This is a genomic window from Enterobacter sp. BIDMC 27 (assembly GCF_000534415.1).
Lineage (GTDB): Bacteria > Pseudomonadota > Gammaproteobacteria > Enterobacterales > Enterobacteriaceae > Enterobacter > Enterobacter hormaechei_C.
Genome location: NZ_KI973178.1, coordinates 1,167,464 through 1,183,098, shown reverse-complemented (window position 1 = coordinate 1,183,098; position 15,635 = coordinate 1,167,464). Strand labels below are relative to the sequence as shown.

Annotated in this window: 14 protein-coding genes; 3 read left to right on the top strand and 11 right to left on the bottom strand. The window is 55.5% G+C overall.

The features are described from left to right. Window positions 1-180: 180 nt before the first annotated feature. A complete protein-coding gene (locus L463_RS16915) occupies window positions 181-1,581 on the bottom strand; it encodes a sensor domain-containing diguanylate cyclase (protein WP_032103688.1) in 1,401 nt (466 codons plus the stop codon). 443 nt (window positions 1,582-2,024) lie between these two features. Between L463_RS16915 and L463_RS16920 the strand changes: the two genes are divergently transcribed. Next, a complete protein-coding gene (locus L463_RS16920; protein ID WP_003860282.1) occupies window positions 2,025-2,306 on the top strand; it encodes a YjcB family protein in 282 nt (93 codons plus the stop codon). 61 nt (window positions 2,307-2,367) lie between these two features. Here the strand turns inward: L463_RS16920 and ssb1 are convergent, their stop codons facing one another. Continuing rightward, window positions 2,368-2,898, bottom strand: a complete 531-nt coding sequence (ssb1, locus tag L463_RS16925; RefSeq protein ID WP_006177466.1) for a single-stranded DNA-binding protein SSB1 — start codon at window positions 2,896-2,898, stop codon at window positions 2,368-2,370. 251 nt (window positions 2,899-3,149) lie between these two features. Here ssb1 and uvrA point away from each other — a divergent pair, with 251 nt between their 5' ends. Continuing rightward, the gene (gene uvrA, locus L463_RS16930; protein WP_015570187.1) at window positions 3,150-5,972 is read left to right on the top strand and encodes an excinuclease ABC subunit UvrA; all 2,823 of its coding nucleotides are present in this window, start codon (window positions 3,150-3,152) and stop codon (window positions 5,970-5,972) included. A 3-nt stretch (window positions 5,973-5,975) separates the two neighbouring features. Here uvrA and L463_RS16935 read toward each other — a convergent pair whose 3' ends face one another. The 6 genes from L463_RS16935 to dnaB all read right to left on the bottom strand — a co-directional run bounded on the left by L463_RS16935 (window position 5,976) and on the right by dnaB (window position 11,655). Continuing rightward, window positions 5,976-6,329 (bottom strand): MmcQ/YjbR family DNA-binding protein, encoded by a 354-nt coding sequence (locus L463_RS16935; RefSeq protein ID WP_017382628.1) that lies wholly within the window; start codon window positions 6,327-6,329, stop codon window positions 5,976-5,978. Between the two features lie 2 nt (window positions 6,330-6,331). Beyond that, window positions 6,332-6,748, bottom strand: coding sequence for a secondary thiamine-phosphate synthase enzyme YjbQ (locus L463_RS16940; protein WP_017382627.1), 417 nt, complete (start codon window positions 6,746-6,748; stop codon window positions 6,332-6,334). A gap of 113 nt (window positions 6,749-6,861) precedes the next feature. Then, window positions 6,862-7,575, bottom strand: coding sequence for an acid phosphatase AphA (gene aphA, locus L463_RS16945; RefSeq protein ID WP_017382626.1), 714 nt, complete (start codon window positions 7,573-7,575; stop codon window positions 6,862-6,864). A gap of 268 nt (window positions 7,576-7,843) precedes the next feature. Beyond that, entirely contained in the window at window positions 7,844-9,037 is a 1,194-nt protein-coding gene (gene tyrB / locus L463_RS16950; RefSeq protein WP_017382625.1) for an aromatic amino acid transaminase, read from the bottom strand. A gap of 109 nt (window positions 9,038-9,146) precedes the next feature. After that, complete coding sequence (gene alr, locus L463_RS16955; RefSeq protein ID WP_015570183.1) at window positions 9,147-10,226, bottom strand: alanine racemase; 1,080 nt, start codon at window positions 10,224-10,226, stop codon at window positions 9,147-9,149. 16 nt (window positions 10,227-10,242) lie between these two features. Further along, the gene (gene dnaB / locus L463_RS16960) at window positions 10,243-11,655 is read right to left on the bottom strand and encodes a replicative DNA helicase (protein WP_003860298.1); all 1,413 of its coding nucleotides are present in this window, start codon (window positions 11,653-11,655) and stop codon (window positions 10,243-10,245) included. Window positions 11,656-11,715: 60 nt separating this feature from the next. Between dnaB and L463_RS16965 the strand changes: the two genes are divergently transcribed. Continuing rightward, entirely contained in the window at window positions 11,716-12,699 is a 984-nt protein-coding gene (locus tag L463_RS16965) for a quinone oxidoreductase (RefSeq protein ID WP_015570182.1), read from the top strand. A 184-nt stretch (window positions 12,700-12,883) separates the two neighbouring features. Here L463_RS16965 and pspG read toward each other — a convergent pair whose 3' ends face one another. The 3 genes from pspG to traF all read right to left on the bottom strand — a co-directional run bounded on the left by pspG (window position 12,884) and on the right by traF (window position 15,627). Next, complete coding sequence (gene pspG, locus L463_RS16970) at window positions 12,884-13,126, bottom strand: envelope stress response protein PspG (RefSeq protein WP_017382623.1); 243 nt, start codon at window positions 13,124-13,126, stop codon at window positions 12,884-12,886. Window positions 13,127-13,262: 136 nt separating this feature from the next. Further along, entirely contained in the window at window positions 13,263-14,258 is a 996-nt protein-coding gene (gene dusA, locus L463_RS16975) for a tRNA dihydrouridine(20/20a) synthase DusA (RefSeq protein WP_032103683.1), read from the bottom strand. Between the two features lie 82 nt (window positions 14,259-14,340). Beyond that, window positions 14,341-15,627 (bottom strand): conjugal transfer protein TraF, encoded by a 1,287-nt coding sequence (traF, locus tag L463_RS16980; protein WP_198923550.1) that lies wholly within the window; start codon window positions 15,625-15,627, stop codon window positions 14,341-14,343. Window positions 15,628-15,635: the final 8 nt, after the last annotated feature.

The window sequence follows — 15,635 nt, the reverse complement described above, 5'->3', positions numbered from 1 at the left end:
CATGGGAAGTTAGCAACTGACTTTTGGTATTAAAAATCCTAAAATTCGTGATGCCGATAATATTTTCCCGTAAGCCAAACTAAAAGTATTCATTTCGTTTCTGATAAGGAAAATAATTACCCGCGACAGGTGTGGAAAATTCGCTGGCTGAAATAGCCTGCTCTTTGTTCTTATGCTGATTTATAAATAATCAGACGCCAGGACCGTTTTTCCTCTTCCCGTACGCTTGGCGTCATATAATGCCTTATCGGCACGCATCAGTATGGCAGAAGTATCCCGTTGCCCCTGACAGACTTCAACCACCCCGGCGCTGAAAGAGAGTACCAGCGTTTTATCGCCCACACGCAGCGGTTTTGAGATCAGCGCGGCACGCAGCCGGGAAGAGAGCAACGTAGCGGCCATACCATCCGTGTGCGCCAGCAGAAGAACAAACTCTTCGCCCCCCACCCGTCCCAGCGCCGACCCGGCCGGGCTCACCTCGCGAATACGGTCGCAAAAGTGGATCAATGCCGCATCGCCAACCTGATGTCCCCACCGATCGTTGATCTGCTTGAAATAATCGAGATCGAACATCAGGAGACAGAAGTGGCTACTGACATCCTGCGGCGAACTGGCTGCCAGCGCTATTTTGAGACGCTGTAAGATTGTCGAGCGATTCAGACAGCCCGTCAGATCGTCCGTGGTGGCTTTGACGGTCAGCTGCTGTTCTGCTTTTTTACGTTCGGTGATATCCAGGCCAATGTTGAGAATGGAGTTATCCGGCAAAAGGATGTTTGACCAGAGAATGGTTAACTGCGTCCCGTCTTTACGCACCGGGTGCCATTCGTACATATCCTTAAGTGGTGCGAAACGAACCGACTCCTGCACGCGCTGTCGCTCCTCAGGATCCGGGTAAAACAGGGCCAGCGGATCGGGATGCTCGCCGATTTCAGTCATACTCCAGCCAAAGACTTTTTCGCATTCGGCATTCCACAATACACACCGGTTATGCCTGTCAAAGGCGTTCATTAATACCGGAGCACGCTCAAATAAGGTTTTATATTGCGTGACGACGCGCTGCATTTCCTGCGCCGTTTTTTCCCGCACGATGATGTCATCAAAATAATCTTTTAGCTTCTCAACCAATACCACCACGATATTTTTCAATATCGGCAACGAGGTCAGTTTTTCATTAAAAGCCAAAAAGAAATAACCACTGCACTGTCTGCCATGCGCTGAGAATTTACACAGCACGCCGCTTTGCAGCCGCGCATAGCCTGGGTGCTGAGGGGAAAATACCGCCCGGCCAATATGCTCTTTCCAGTAGATCACCCGCCAGGCGCGGTGATGCCGCTGCAACAGGGTGCTGGCAAGAAAATCCGCCACGTTAAAGGCGTGACACGTCACGTCGCCGGCACAAACCACGCGCGGCCCGTCTGCGGATTCGACACTGACCCATGAGAGATTTGCCCCCAGTGCGCTGTTGATAATTTCCAGCATTTCAACCGGCGAACACTGCGCGTTGAGTTGCGGCATCAGCTTCGCCAGGGCATGCAGCGCCTGCATGCTGTCGTTAATAATCTCGCGTCTTTTTTCTTTCATTATCTTTTCGCAGGTCATTAATCGAGAGAGCAACCGCAATAATTCATATCTGAATAAAAGAATAAGACCACGAAATCAAAGAGCATGCCGAGTGTAAAACAAAGAATACAAAATCCAAAAAAGTCAATTAATTCAATGCGATGAATTATTTTTGCGGGTACATTTATTGTTCCACACAAGCATAATCCATAGATATACTGCTGTAAACGCTATACAGCCGATGGCGTTTTGCAAAGGTTTTACTATCTGGATGAAATAAAAATAAAAATTCCGACCAGACGTCGTTCTGAGCGACGACGATATATTTTCCCCGGCAATAATCCCACTTTTACCTCACGCGGATACTGGCGAATAAAACAGCAAATGTGATATAGTTCACACATCTTATGTAACGAGAAACATTGTTTCATTCCAGTTCGTCTGTTTTGTCGAGGATGGGTTTTATGGCAACCATTACCACCAGCATGGTGCTCCTGCGCTGGCCGTTGTTGAGCGCGGTTTTGATGTTCCTGGCCAGCACGTTAAACATTCAGTTTCGAAAGTCCGACTACGCAGGTCTTGCTGTGATTAGCACCCTGTTAGGGTTGGGCGCCGCATGCTGGTTCGCGACAGGTTTGCTTGGCATTACGCTGGTAGACATTGCCGCCGTCTGGGAAAACATTAAAGTGGTGATGGTTGAAGCCATGAGCCACACTCCGCCAGACTGGCCGATGGTGATTACCTGATAGCCTGTTATAAAAAAACCCAGACACTGTCTGGGTTTTTTGTTTTTCACGCGTCTGGATATCAGAACGGGATATCGTCGTCGAAATCCATTGGCGGTTCGTTAGACGGTGCCGGAGCAGACTGCTGCTGCGGACGGGACTGCGCGCCACCGCTGAACTGGTTGCCGCCCTGAGGCTGCTGAGGCTGACCCCAACCACCCTGCTGCTGATTCTGACCGCCACCTGCCGGTGCGCCACCGCCCTGACGGCCACCCAGCATTTGCATGGTGCCGCCCACATTCACCACCACTTCCGTGGTGTACTTCTCAGCGCCGGATTGGTCGGTCCATTTGCGGGTACGCAGCTGGCCTTCGATATAGACCTGAGAACCTTTACGCAGATACTCACCGGCCACTTCGGCCAGTTTGCCAAACAGCACAACGCGGTGCCATTCGGTCTGCTCTTTCATTTCTCCGGTCGCTTTATCACGCCAGGATTCGGAAGTAGCCAGCGTAATGTTGGCAACTGCGCCACCACTCGGCATGTAGCGTACTTCCGGGTCCTGGCCCAGATTACCGACGAGAATCACCTTGTTTACGCCTCTGCTGGCCATGTTCGTGTCTCCTGAATACGTTTCTTAATAGTGTAAACGCGCGAGTGTACCATTTCCATGCTGCACTTTGATAGTTGCGTAGCACGTTCCAGAGTTCTCCCGCGAACTCGACATTGTTACACAGTGAATCAGAAAATGCATTCCAATACTGTATATTCAAACAGGTCATTTTGTGTCATAATTAGCCGTTTCTGACAGCCGTTTGTCCTTCAAACAAATCAGGCAATCCGTGTTCCAACCGGGAAAGGTGAATGGATAAGATCGAAGTTCGGGGCGCCCGCACCCATAATCTCAAGAATATCAACCTCATAATCCCTCGCGACAAACTCATCGTCGTGACCGGGCTTTCGGGGTCTGGCAAATCCTCACTGGCTTTCGACACTTTGTATGCCGAAGGACAGCGTCGTTACGTTGAATCGCTCTCGGCGTACGCGCGTCAGTTCCTGTCGCTGATGGAAAAACCGGATGTCGATCATATTGAAGGGTTATCACCTGCTATCTCTATTGAGCAGAAGTCTACCTCGCATAACCCGCGTTCAACGGTCGGTACAATTACTGAAATTCACGACTACCTGCGTCTGCTGTATGCGCGCGTGGGCGAGCCGCGCTGCCCGGACCACGACGTCCCGCTGGCGGCCCAGACCGTCAGCCAGATGGTGGATAACGTACTGTCGCAGCCGGAAGGCAAACGCCTGATGCTGCTGGCGCCGATCATTAAAGAGCGTAAGGGCGAGCACACCAAAACGCTGGAGAACCTGGCAAGCCAGGGCTATATCCGCGCCCGTATCGACGGCGAAGTGTGTGACCTGTCCGATCCGCCAAAGCTGGAGCTGCAAAAGAAACACACCATCGAAGTGGTGATTGACCGCTTTAAGGTACGTGAAGATCTGGCGACGCGTCTGGCGGAGTCCTTTGAAACGGCGCTGGAACTCTCTGGCGGCACGGCCGTGGTCTCCGATATGGACGACCCGAAAGCGGAAGAGCTGCTCTTCTCCGCCAACTTTGCCTGCCCGATTTGCGGCTACAGCATGCGCGAGCTGGAACCGCGCCTGTTCTCGTTCAACAACCCGGCGGGCGCGTGCCCGACCTGTGACGGCCTGGGCGTTCAGCAGTATTTCGACCCGGACCGTGTGATCCAAAACCCGGAACTGTCGCTGGCGGGTGGCGCTATTCGCGGCTGGGATAAGCGTAATTTTTACTACTTCCAGATGCTGAAATCGCTGGCTGAGCACTATAAGTTCGACGTTGAAGCCCCGTGGGCCAGCCTGAGCGCGAACGTACATAAAGTGATCCTGTTCGGTTCCGGCAAAGAGAATATTGAGTTCAAGTACATGAACGATCGCGGTGACACTTCCGTGCGTCGCCACCCGTTCGAAGGGGTGTTGCACAACATGGAGCGCCGCTACAAAGAGACCGAATCCAGCGCGGTGCGTGAGGAGCTGGCGAAGTTCATCAGCAACCGCTCCTGCGCCACCTGCGAGGGTACACGTCTGCGTCGCGAAGCGCGTCACGTGTTTGTCGAAAACACGGCGCTGCCGACCATCTCAGACATGAGCATCGGCCACGCGATGGACTTCTTCAACAACCTGAAGCTCTCCGGTCAGCGCGCGAAAATCGCTGAAAAAGTGCTGAAAGAGATCGGCGATCGCCTCAAGTTCCTCGTGAACGTCGGTCTGAACTACCTGACGCTTTCCCGCTCGGCTGAAACGCTGTCCGGCGGTGAAGCCCAGCGTATCCGTCTGGCGAGCCAGATTGGCGCGGGCTTAGTCGGCGTGATGTACGTGCTGGATGAGCCGTCTATCGGCCTGCACCAGCGCGACAACGAACGCCTGCTCGGCACGCTGGTTCACCTGCGTAACCTCGGCAACACGGTAATCGTGGTCGAGCACGACGAAGATGCGATCCGCGCCGCGGACCACGTGATCGACATCGGCCCGGGCGCAGGCGTACACGGCGGCCAGGTGGTCGCGGAAGGGACGCTGAAAGACATCATGGCGGTGCCCGAGTCGCTGACCGGCCAGTACATGAGCGGCAAGCGCAAAATTGAAGTGCCGAAACAGCGCGTGGCGGCGAACCCAGAAAAAGTGCTGAAGCTGACCGGCGCGCGCGGCAACAACCTGAAGGACGTGACCCTGACGCTGCCTGTCGGGCTGTTTACCTGCATCACCGGCGTGTCCGGTTCCGGTAAATCGACGCTGATCAACGATACGCTGTTCCCGATTGCGCAGACGGCGCTGAACGGCGCGACGCTGGCCGAGCCTGCGCCATACCGCGACATTCAGGGGCTGGAGCATTTCGACAAGGTTATCGACATCGATCAGAGCCCGATTGGCCGTACGCCGCGTTCCAACCCGGCGACCTATACCGGCGTCTTTACGCCCGTACGTGAACTCTTTGCCGGCGTGCCGGAAGCGCGTTCACGCGGCTATACGCCAGGCCGTTTCAGCTTTAACGTGCGCGGCGGCCGCTGTGAAGCGTGCCAGGGCGACGGCGTAATCAAGGTTGAGATGCACTTCCTGCCGGATATCTACGTGCCGTGCGACCAGTGCAAAGGTAAGCGTTATAACCGCGAAACGCTGGAGATTAAGTACAAAGGCAAGACCATCCACGAAGTGCTGGATATGACCATCGAAGAGGCGCGCGAGTTCTTTGACGCCGTCCCTGCGCTGGCGCGTAAGCTGCAAACCCTCATGGATGTGGGTCTGACCTATATTCGTCTGGGGCAGTCAGCGACAACGCTGTCCGGCGGTGAAGCGCAGCGCGTGAAGCTGGCGCGTGAGCTGTCCAAACGCGGTACCGGTCAGACGTTGTATATTCTGGATGAGCCGACCACCGGCCTGCACTTTGCGGATATCCAGCAGCTGCTGGACGTGCTGCACCAGCTGCGCGATCAGGGCAACACCATCGTGGTGATTGAGCACAACCTGGACGTGATTAAAACCGCTGACTGGATTGTCGATCTCGGCCCGGAAGGCGGCAGCGGCGGCGGTGAAATCCTCGTCTCCGGTACGCCAGAGACCGTTGCAGAGTGCGAAGCCTCGCACACCGCGCGCTTCCTCAAACCGTTGCTGTAATCGTCACACGGAGAGCTGCTGTCGGATCGTTTCCGGCAGCAGTTCTACCGCCTGTAGATACGACGCATCCACCAGGTAGTAAATTTGCGAATCTGGCAGCGAGCCGTCGAGAAACACCGTACTCCAGTGCGCTTTATTCAGATGCTTACTTGGCCTGACATCATCGTGCTGCTGGCGCAGTAAGTCGGCCAGTTCCGGACTGGTTTTCAGTGATGCCGCAGGCCGCGCATCCACCTCTTTCACCATCGCGAACAGCACATCCCCCACTTTGATCTGCGTGGCTTTCCAGTCGCTGTGAACGCTTTGTTCCGCACCCGGCTTGCTCATGCAGTACTGAAGTATCTCCGAAATTGTCATCTTTATTCCCCTTGTAGCGTTGCGATAATTTTACGCGAACCACCGTGAATGCGATGTTCTCCCAGCCAGATCCCCTGCCACGTTCCCAGCTGTAGCCGTCCGTTGTGGACCGGCAGCATCAGCGAGACGCCCAGCAGGGAGGATTTAATATGCGAAGGCATATCGTCCGCCCCCTCATAGTCATGCTCATAAGGCGCGTTATCCGGGACGCTCTTCAGAAAATGGTGCTCCATGTCGGACCGGACGGTGGGATCGCAATTTTCATTAAGCGTGAGAGAGGCGGACGTGTGCTGAAGCAGCAGATGCAGTAAACCCGTTTTGACGCGCGACAGGTCGCGGATTTGCCCGATGACTTCGTCCGTCACAAGGTGAAATCCGCGTGGTTTTGCGCTTAAGGTCAGGGTCTGTTGATACCACATGTGCTGCTCCATTATGAAATGGTGAATCTTTCTAAGTGTGCAGCAAGAAAGCGAAAGGTAAAACCCGCGCAGCGAGATTTGCTTAAAAAAGCATTCACCCCGCCGTTAATACATCAGTATTCAGAGTTAACAATCACCTCTTCACCAAATTTTCCGGCCATCGGCAACGGTCGGTAGGTGGAGTTCGAGGCGCGTAACACCCTGATGCCTCTGGCTCCCACGTCTTGCGCCGCGGTGATGTCATTATCTGAATCCCCGTAGAACACTTTGATATTTTTCTTTTCCAGCCACTGGGTTTTGGTGTTTTGCCCTTCCTGGTCCCCGGCAAAAATGACCGGGTTCATGCTGGCCGCCGGGATCAGGAAATCATCCTGTAGCGTTTTCGAGACGGTTTCGGTTTTGGTCTGGCTACGTCCGGTCACGAAGTAAATGCTGTCGCCGCGCTTTACGTGCATGGCGATCAGCGCGCGGGCAACCTCTTTCGGGATACTGAACTCATCCCAGCCGTTGTTCATCTTTTCCCAGAATTCCGGGTTTTTCAGATAGGCTTCGCTGTCCGGGGAGTACGTTTTTTTACCGCGCCAGAAACCGGGGCTGGAGAAGAGAACGGTATCGTCAATATCGAAGCCCACGGCTATCGGCGGGCGACCCGTCAGGCTATTTTCGATTTGTGCCACTGAAACCCAGTGAATGGGAGCCTGTTCGGCAAGAATGGCGGCGGTAGTGCCGGTGTAAAGCGGCGTGGGTGCAGAAGCCCGTGCAACAACGGCGCTATTAAGCGAGAACAATAAGCAGGCGGCGCTGAGCGCCAGTGTGATCTTGCGCATATTTTCCCCTGAATATTCAGTTTGTTATCTTTTTATTTTGAGCGGATGGTCAAAAAACTATCCGACCATAACCCCAGCGGTAGGGGAAGGAAAGGAGTTTTTACTTATGGAGCTGAATAAAAAGAAGACGATCACAAAGCGCAGAAGAAACGTGTAGGTCCGGGAAGCGAAGCGCCACCGGGCAATGACTGGCACCGGCGCGAACAAAAAAGCCGGGTGGCGGCTACGCCTTACCCGGCCTACATACAGTATGCAAGTAAGTGAATGCTTACATTACGGATGCAAACGCCTGCGCCACGCGCTGGACGTTGCTGGCATTCAGACCCGCCACGCACATACGGCCGCTGGCGATCAGGTAGACACCGAACTCTTCGCGCAGGCGATCGACCTGCGCTGCGCTCAGTCCGGTGTAGCTGAACATCCCGCGTTGCTTGAGAAGATAATCAAAGTTATGCCCAGGCACGGCCTCTTTCAGGACGTTAACCAGCTCCTGACGCATCGACAGGATGCGCTTACGCATCGCTTCCACTTCCGCAAGCCAGGACGCTTTCAGCGTTTCGTCACCGAGAACTGTCGCCACCACCTGCGCACCAAAGTTCGGCGGGCTGGAGTAGATCCGGCGGACCGTCGCTTTCAGCTGACCGAGTACGCGTCCCGCGGCTTCGGCGTCTTCACACACCACGGACAGGCCGCCAACGCGCTCGCCGTACAGGGAGAAGATTTTTGAGAACGAGTTGCTGACCAGAGCGGGAAGCCCCGCGCTGGCAATCGCGCGAATGGCGTAGGCGTCTTCCTCCATGCCCGCGCCAAAGCCCTGATAGGCGATGTCGAGGAACGGGATCAGGTTACGCGCCTTCAGTATCTCGATCACCGCATCCCACTGGGCATTGGTGAGGTCCGCACCGGTCGGGTTATGGCAGCACGGATGCAGCAATACGATACTGCGCTCCGGCAGGGTGTTCAGTTTTTCCAGCAGCGCATCAACGCGCACGCCGTTGGTTTCGCTGTCGAACCACGGATAGGTCGCCACCTTAAAGCCCGCGCCCTCGAAGATCGCAACGTGGTTTTCCCACGTCGGGTCGCTGACCCACACGCCGGAATCCGGGAAGTACTTTTTCAGGAAATCTGCGCCTACCTTCAGCGCACCCGAGCCACCCAGCGTCTGGATAGTCGCCACGCGCTTTTGCGCGAGCACCGCGTGGTCCGCACCAAACAGCAACGGCGCGATAGTGTTGCGGTAGGTGTTTAATCCTTCCATCGGCAGATAAAGCGAAGCACCGTGCGGGGTTGCGTTCAGACGCGCTTCAGCTTCGGCAACGGCTTTCAACTGAGGAATGATGCCGTCTTCGTTGTAGTAAAGACCAATGCTGAGGTTCACTTTGTCGCTGCGAGGATCTTCTTTGAAACGCTCCATCAAGGAGAGGATAGGGTCGCCGGCGTAGGCGTCTACTTTCTGAAACACGCGATGTTCTCCGGATTATTATGAGGCAGGGCATTCAACAATAAACCGGAAGCGGAAGAAGATCGAGGGGATGTTAACAGAAGCGGGATGCATCGCATCCCGCTCATGCTTAGTCGACGTATTTCATTGCGACCCTTGAAGTAAGGCGCGTGATAAGTTCGTAAGCACTCACTTTTGTTATTTCAGCAATACGCTCTACCGGCAGGCCTTCACCCCACATCACCGCATCGTCCCCCGCTTTATCCTGCGCGTCGGGCCCAAGATCAACACAAATCATGTCCATCGCCACGCGACCGACAATCTTGACTTCGCGTCCATTGACCAGCACCGGCGTCCCAGTTGGCGCGGCGCGGGGATAGCCGTCGCCGTAGCCCATCGCCACCACGCCAAGACGCGTGTCGTGCTCGCTGGTCCAGGTGCCGCCGTAACCCACCGGCTCTCCCGCTTTGTGCTCACGCACGGCAATCAGCTTTGAAACCAGCGACATAACCGGCTTAAAGCCAAAGTCCGGACCCCAGGGTTTGTTCTCCAGCGGCGAAACGCCATAAAGAATGATGCCCGGACGCGCCCAGTCGAAGTGCGACTGCGGCCATAGCAGGATCCCGCCGGACGCCGCAATGGAGCGCATCCCCGGTTTGCCTTCGCAGAAGGTGTTGAAGATATCAAGCTGCTGTTCCGTTGCGCCGCATTCAGGCTCATCGGCGCGGGCAAAGTGGCTGACGATATTCACTGGCTGACGCACATTTTTGCACTGACTCAGACGCTGATAAAACGCCTCCGCGCTTTCCGGCCGCACGCCCAGACGGTGCATGCCCGTGTCGAGCTTCATCCAGACGGTGACCGGCTCGCTCAGTTCAGCCGTTTCCAGCGCGGCCAGCTGTTCTTCGTTATGCACCGCCGTGTGCAGGTGCTGATCGGCAATGGTCGGCAGGTCCGAGGCTTCAAAAAAGCCTTCCAGGAGCAGTATCGGTTGCGTAATTCCACCTGCGCGCAGGCGGAGAGCTTCTTCGAGACGGGCGACGCCAAAAGCGTCGGCATCGGGGAGCGTTCGCGCGGTCTCAAGAAGACCGTGTCCGTAAGCGTTCGCTTTCACGACTGCAACGAGCTTACTGGCGGGCGCCAGTTCTCGCAGACGTTGCAGGTTGTGTCGCAGAGCGCGGCGGTTAATAACAACAGTTGCCGCTTGCATTTGAATTCCTTAGAAATTACTCATCATCATATTGAGGACCGGCATAGTTGTCGAAACGCGACCACTGGCCGTTAAAGGTCAGACGTACCGTACCGATGGGGCCGTTACGTTGCTTACCAATAATAATTTCGGCGATCCCTTTCAGATCGCTGTTCTCGTGATAAACCTCATCACGGTAGATGAACATGATTAAGTCGGCATCCTGCTCGATGGAGCCGGATTCACGCAGGTCGGAGTTGACCGGGCGCTTGTCTGCACGTTGTTCCAGAGAGCGGTTAAGCTGCGATAGCGCCACCACCGGCACGTGCAGCTCTTTGGCTAACGCCTTGAGCGAGCGGGAAATCTCGGCAATCTCCAGCGTACGGTTGTCGGAAAGCGACGGAACGCGCATCAGCTGAAGGTAGTCGATCATGATGAGGCCGATACCACCGTGTTCACGGGCGATACGGCGCGCGCGGGAGCGCACTTCCGTCGGCGTCAGGCCGGAGGAGTCATCGATATAGATGTTCCGTTTTTCCAGCAAAATCCCCATGGTGCCCGAGATGCGCGCCCAGTCCTCATCGTCCAGCTGGCCGGTACGGATGCGGGTCTGATCCACGCGCGACAGGGACGCCAGAGAACGCATCATGATCTGTTCAGAGGGCATCTCAAGACTGAAGATAAGCACCGGCTTATCCTGCAACATCGCCGCGTTTTCGACGAGGTTCATCGCAAATGTCGTTTTACCCATCGACGGACGCGCCGCGACGATAATCAAATCCGATGGCTGAAGACCTGCCGTTTTCTTGTTGAGATCGTCATAACCGGTGTTCACCCCCGTCACGCCATCGTGCGGCTGCTGGAAAAGCTGCTCAATACGCGCAACCGTGGCGTCGAGCACGTCGGCGATATTTTTTGGGCCTTCGTCTTTGTTCGCACGGCTTTCGGCGATTTTAAAGACGCGGGATTCCGCCAGGTCGAGCAGATCTTCGCTGGTGCGCCCCTGGGGATCGAAACCGGCCTCGGCGATCTCATTCGCCACCGAGATCATCTCGCGGACAACGGCACGTTCACGAACGATATCAGCGTAAGCGCTGATGTTCGCGGCACTTGGCGTGTTTTTTGACAGTTCTGCCAGATAGGCAAATCCGCCGACGCTGTCGAGCTGTCCCAGACGCTCCAGCGATTCTGCGAGCGTAATCAGGTCGATAGGGCTGCCCGACTCCTGCAAACGCGCCATTTCCGTAAAGATGTGGCGGTGCGGGCGGGTATAGAAGTCTTCCGCGACAACGCGCTCGGCGACGTCGTCCCAGCGTTCGTTATCCAGCATTAAACCGCCCAACACCGACTGTTCCGCTTCAATCGAGTGCGGCGGGACTTTTAACCCGGCGACCTGATAATCACGCTCACGAGGTTCAGTCTGTTTGTTGAAGGGTTTGTTTCCTGCCATAGTGAATGGAGTTACCGAGATAAAGAGTGGGTCGAAAGATTACCACATTCTGGAGGAAGCATGGCAACACGTATTGAATTTCACAAGCATGGTGGCCCTGACGTACTCAAAGCGGTGGAATTTACCCCCGCTGCGCCTGGCGAGAACGAAATCCAGGTGGAAAACAAAGCGATCGGCATTAACTACATCGATACCTATATTCGCGGCGGCCTCTATCCGCCTCCGTCGATGCCGAGCGGACTGGGCACCGAGGCGGCCGGTATCGTCAGCAAAGTGGGCAGCGCGGTGAAGCACATTAAGGAAGGCGATCGCGTGGTGTACGCGCAGTCGGCGCTGGGCGCTTACAGCTCCATCCATAACGTTCCGGCCGAGAAAGCGGCGCTTCTGCCAAATGCGATCAGCTTCGAGCAGGCTGCCGCCTCATTCCTGAAAGGGCTGACGGTCTATTATCTGCTGCGCAAAACCTACGAAATTAAGCCTGACGAGCAATTCCTGTTTCACGCAGCCGCAGGTGGCGTGGGGCTGATTGCCTGCCAGTGGGCGAAAGCCCTGGGCGCGAAGCTGATCGGCACCACAGGCAGCGCGCAAAAAGCGCAGCGCGCGCTGGACGCGGGCGCATGGCAGGTGATCAACTACCGGGAAGAGAGCATCGTTGAGCGGCTGAAAGAGATCACTGGCGGCAAAAAGGTCCGCGTGGTGTATGACTCGGTGGGGAAAGACACCTGGGAATCTTCGCTGGACTGCCTGCAACGTCGCGGGCTGATGGTGAGCTTCGGAAACGCCTCCGGGGCAGTCACCGGCGTCAACCTGGGCATTCTGAATCAGAAAGGGTCGCTATATGTCACTCGCCCTTCCCTGCAAGGTTACATCACCAACCGGGAAGAACTTGAGGAAGCCAGCAACGAGCTGTTCTCGCTGATCGCCAGTGGGGTAATTAAAGTGGATGTGGCAGAGGCGCAGAAATATCCGCTGACCGATGCGCAGCGCGCGCATGAGGTGCTGGAGAGCCGGGCAACGCAGGGATCAAGTCTGTTAATTCCCTGAGCCATAAAAAGAAATTGGGCTTCCCGTGGGAAGCCCTTTCTTTTTTTAGTTCGGCTGTATGTAGGGTACAGCTCGATGAATTCTTTAGCGGCAGCCATAGTGACAGATTCGATAAGTAAATCCTATTCTGTTCTAAGGATTGCTGCCGGAAAAGTTGCAGGTATGTGACGTACACCTCAATACCTTAGTAACGGAAGCGGTTATTACGCTGATAAGTGGGCAGTTTTGGTGATTTAATCGCCCGTATCGCCCATACCACCGCAATCGCCAGAAGTAACCACGGCAAGAGTTTAATCGTCAGGGCAAATAAACCGCCAACAAACATCACCACCGTGGCCACGACGAGCGCGGCCAGGATACCGAGCAGCGATACGCCCGTGACCATCAGCATGATAAAGAAGCCAATCACAAAAAGTAGTTCCAGCATGGTGCTCTCCCACGAGTTCCCGAATGATGCTGCGATCGTTACAAGAAACATGCCAAAAATAAGTCTTTGTTCTGAAAGCAAAACGCCCCGCAATGTGTTGCAGGGCGTGGCGTATTTGACCATCTTTTAGCGAAATTTAACGTTTATCCGCAACCAGACGCAGCGCGTGTTCCAGGACCTCAATATCCGCACCGGCCTTATGCGCGTTCTCGCTGAGATAACGACGCCACTGGCGCGCGCCAGGAATGCCCTGGAACAGGCCAAGCATATGGCGGGTAATGTGGCCCAGATACGTACCATGACTCAGCTCGCGCTCAATGTACGGATACATGGCGCGCACTACTGCCACGGGATCGGTGTCAGCACCGTCAACGCCAAAGATTTCCCGGTCAACCGTCGCCAGAATGCCCGGATTCTGATACGCCTCGCGTCCGACCATCACGCCATCCATATGTTCGAGATGCGCTTTGGCCTCGTCCAGCGACGTAATACCGCCGTTGATCGACATGGTCAGGTGCGGGAAGTCGCGTTTTAGCTGGTACACGCGCGGGTAGTCCAGCGGCGGGATCTCGCGGTTTTCTTTCGGGCTGAGGCCAGAGAGCCAGGCTTTACGGGCGTGGATGATAAACATCTCGCATTCACCCTTCCCTGATACGGTGTTGATGAAATCACACAGGAACTCGTAGCTGTCCTGGTCGTCTATGCCGATACGAGTTTTGACCGTGACCGGGATAGAGACGACGTCGCGCATCGCTTTGATACAGTCCGCCACCAGATGTGCATTACCCATCAGACACGCGCCGAACATACCGTTTTGCACACGGTCGGACGGGCAACCGACGTTGAGGTTAATCTCGTCATAGCCGCGTTCTTCAGCCATCTTCGCGCACTGCGCCAGCGCAGCCGGATCGCTGCCACCCAGTTGCAGCGCAACCGGATGCTCCTCTTCGCTGTACGCCAGATAATCGCCCTTGCCGTGAATAATTGCGCCGGTAGTGACCATTTCGGTGTACAGCAGCGTATGGCGGGAGAGCTGGCGCAGGAAATAGCGGCAGTGTCTGTCCGTCCAGTCGAGCATTGGCGCAATGGAGAAACGGTGTGCAGGGAAAGCGGTCTGGAATTCTGACGACATGGCGAAGTTTTAAGCATCTGGTGGAAAAGGGGCGCTACTATAGCACAAAGAAAAGCCGGAGGCGCAGCGCCTCCGGTGTACTTTAGAACGTCATGCTCAACTGTGCCCCTGCGCCCCAGGTCTCGTCTTCGCCATAAAGCCCCATCAGGTCAACGTGGACGGAGTTGAACGGCGCGAAACCGACACCGCCGGTAAAGACGTTGCTGTCGTTCCCTTTCATATCCGCACGATAACCGGCGCGTACTGCCAGCCAGCTCAGTGGCGTGACTTCGGCACCAACGCCAACGTACTGGGAGGCGTCTTCGCTTTTAAAGCCCTTGGTTTCGGTCAGATCGCCGTCTGCGGTCAGCGTGACCAGATCGTTGTGCCAGGCGGCCCCGGCAGTGACCAGCGGACGGATCTGATAAGTGTCTTTATAACTCACCACCTCTCCCGTACGCCCGTTGCGAATGCGGATATCTTTGGTATCGATATCGCGCGACATCAGGTTTTGCCCGCTCACGCCGACCGTCCAGTTTTCACCGAAATCAGCAGCAATACCGGCATCGACGTTGAAGCCAGTGTCGTCGGTACGGTAGCGGCTGTCGTTCCACTTATTACTGTCGTAATCGTAGATTGAGGTGGTGTAGTTATAGAGCCAGGTTTTTTGCAACTTCGGCGTGACGCCAACGGAAACCGGAACGCCGCCAAGATCGAACTGACGGGCCACCGCAATACCGTAGTCGGACACAATCGCCGCCCGACCAGACGCCGTAGAGTTAAGGTTTTTGGTGATCTGATCGGTACCGTTTAGCGCGGCATCCAGCGCCACACCGGCAGCCACCGCATCGCTTCGTTGTATACCGCGCAGATAATCAATGTCCTGCTGATCGATTGAAGAGCTGACCCGGCCATGGGCATAGCCTTTTGCCATAAAGGCCACGGAAAGAATATCGTTAGGGATACTGACGGCAATCCCCGCCCCTGCGGTGGCGTGTGCGGTCTTGCCTTTCAGGTAGTCCAGTTCATCAGCGAGATCTTTCGCTGCGCCCTGGAACTGATTGATCGAACCTAATGGATTGGTGATAACTTCAATGGGGGTCAGACTATCAACCACATCCTTGTAATGATTGATTTTGTCGTTAATGGTATCAATCTCGTCCTGAAGATTGTCTTCATCGGTCACCTGCACGCCAACGGACGGCAAAATAACCGTCACATCATCCTCGGGCTTAGATTTTGCCAGTAACGCGGGGTTGATTAACGCCCCGCTGCCATAGCTCCCTGCCGCGACACCCGTTCCGCCCATTGCGTCGCTACGCGCTTCCGTCCAGGTATTGGCTGCTCCCGCCTGATTTGCCATAAAAAAGGAGACAGCGATGCTAACCATCGAAAATT

Excerpts from the sequence above, each read along its gene's own strand:
- L463_RS16965 (WP_015570182.1), top strand. The coding sequence starts at position 11,716 with ATGGCAACACGTATTGAATTTCACAAGCATGGTGGCCCTGACGTACTC.
- ssb1 (WP_006177466.1), bottom strand. The coding sequence starts at position 2,898 with ATGGCCAGCAGAGGCGTAAACAAGGTGATTCTCGTCGGTAATCTGGGC.
- dusA (WP_032103683.1), bottom strand. The coding sequence starts at position 14,258 with ATGTCGTCAGAATTCCAGACCGCTTTCCCTGCACACCGTTTCTCCATT.
- uvrA (WP_015570187.1), top strand. The coding sequence starts at position 3,150 with ATGGATAAGATCGAAGTTCGGGGCGCCCGCACCCATAATCTCAAGAAT.
- L463_RS16935 (WP_017382628.1), bottom strand. The coding sequence starts at position 6,329 with ATGACAATTTCGGAGATACTTCAGTACTGCATGAGCAAGCCGGGTGCG.
- traF (WP_198923550.1), bottom strand. The coding sequence starts at position 15,627 with ATGGTTAGCATCGCTGTCTCCTTTTTTATGGCAAATCAGGCGGGAGCA.
- dnaB (WP_003860298.1), bottom strand. The coding sequence starts at position 11,655 with ATGGCAGGAAACAAACCCTTCAACAAACAGACTGAACCTCGTGAGCGT.
- L463_RS16915 (WP_032103688.1), bottom strand. The coding sequence starts at position 1,581 with ATGAAAGAAAAAAGACGCGAGATTATTAACGACAGCATGCAGGCGCTG.
- L463_RS16940 (WP_017382627.1), bottom strand. The coding sequence starts at position 6,748 with ATGTGGTATCAACAGACCCTGACCTTAAGCGCAAAACCACGCGGATTT.
- L463_RS16920 (WP_003860282.1), top strand. The coding sequence starts at position 2,025 with ATGGCAACCATTACCACCAGCATGGTGCTCCTGCGCTGGCCGTTGTTG.
- alr (WP_015570183.1), bottom strand. The coding sequence starts at position 10,226 with ATGCAAGCGGCAACTGTTGTTATTAACCGCCGCGCTCTGCGACACAAC.
- aphA (WP_017382626.1), bottom strand. The coding sequence starts at position 7,575 with ATGCGCAAGATCACACTGGCGCTCAGCGCCGCCTGCTTATTGTTCTCG.
- pspG (WP_017382623.1), bottom strand. The coding sequence starts at position 13,126 with ATGCTGGAACTACTTTTTGTGATTGGCTTCTTTATCATGCTGATGGTC.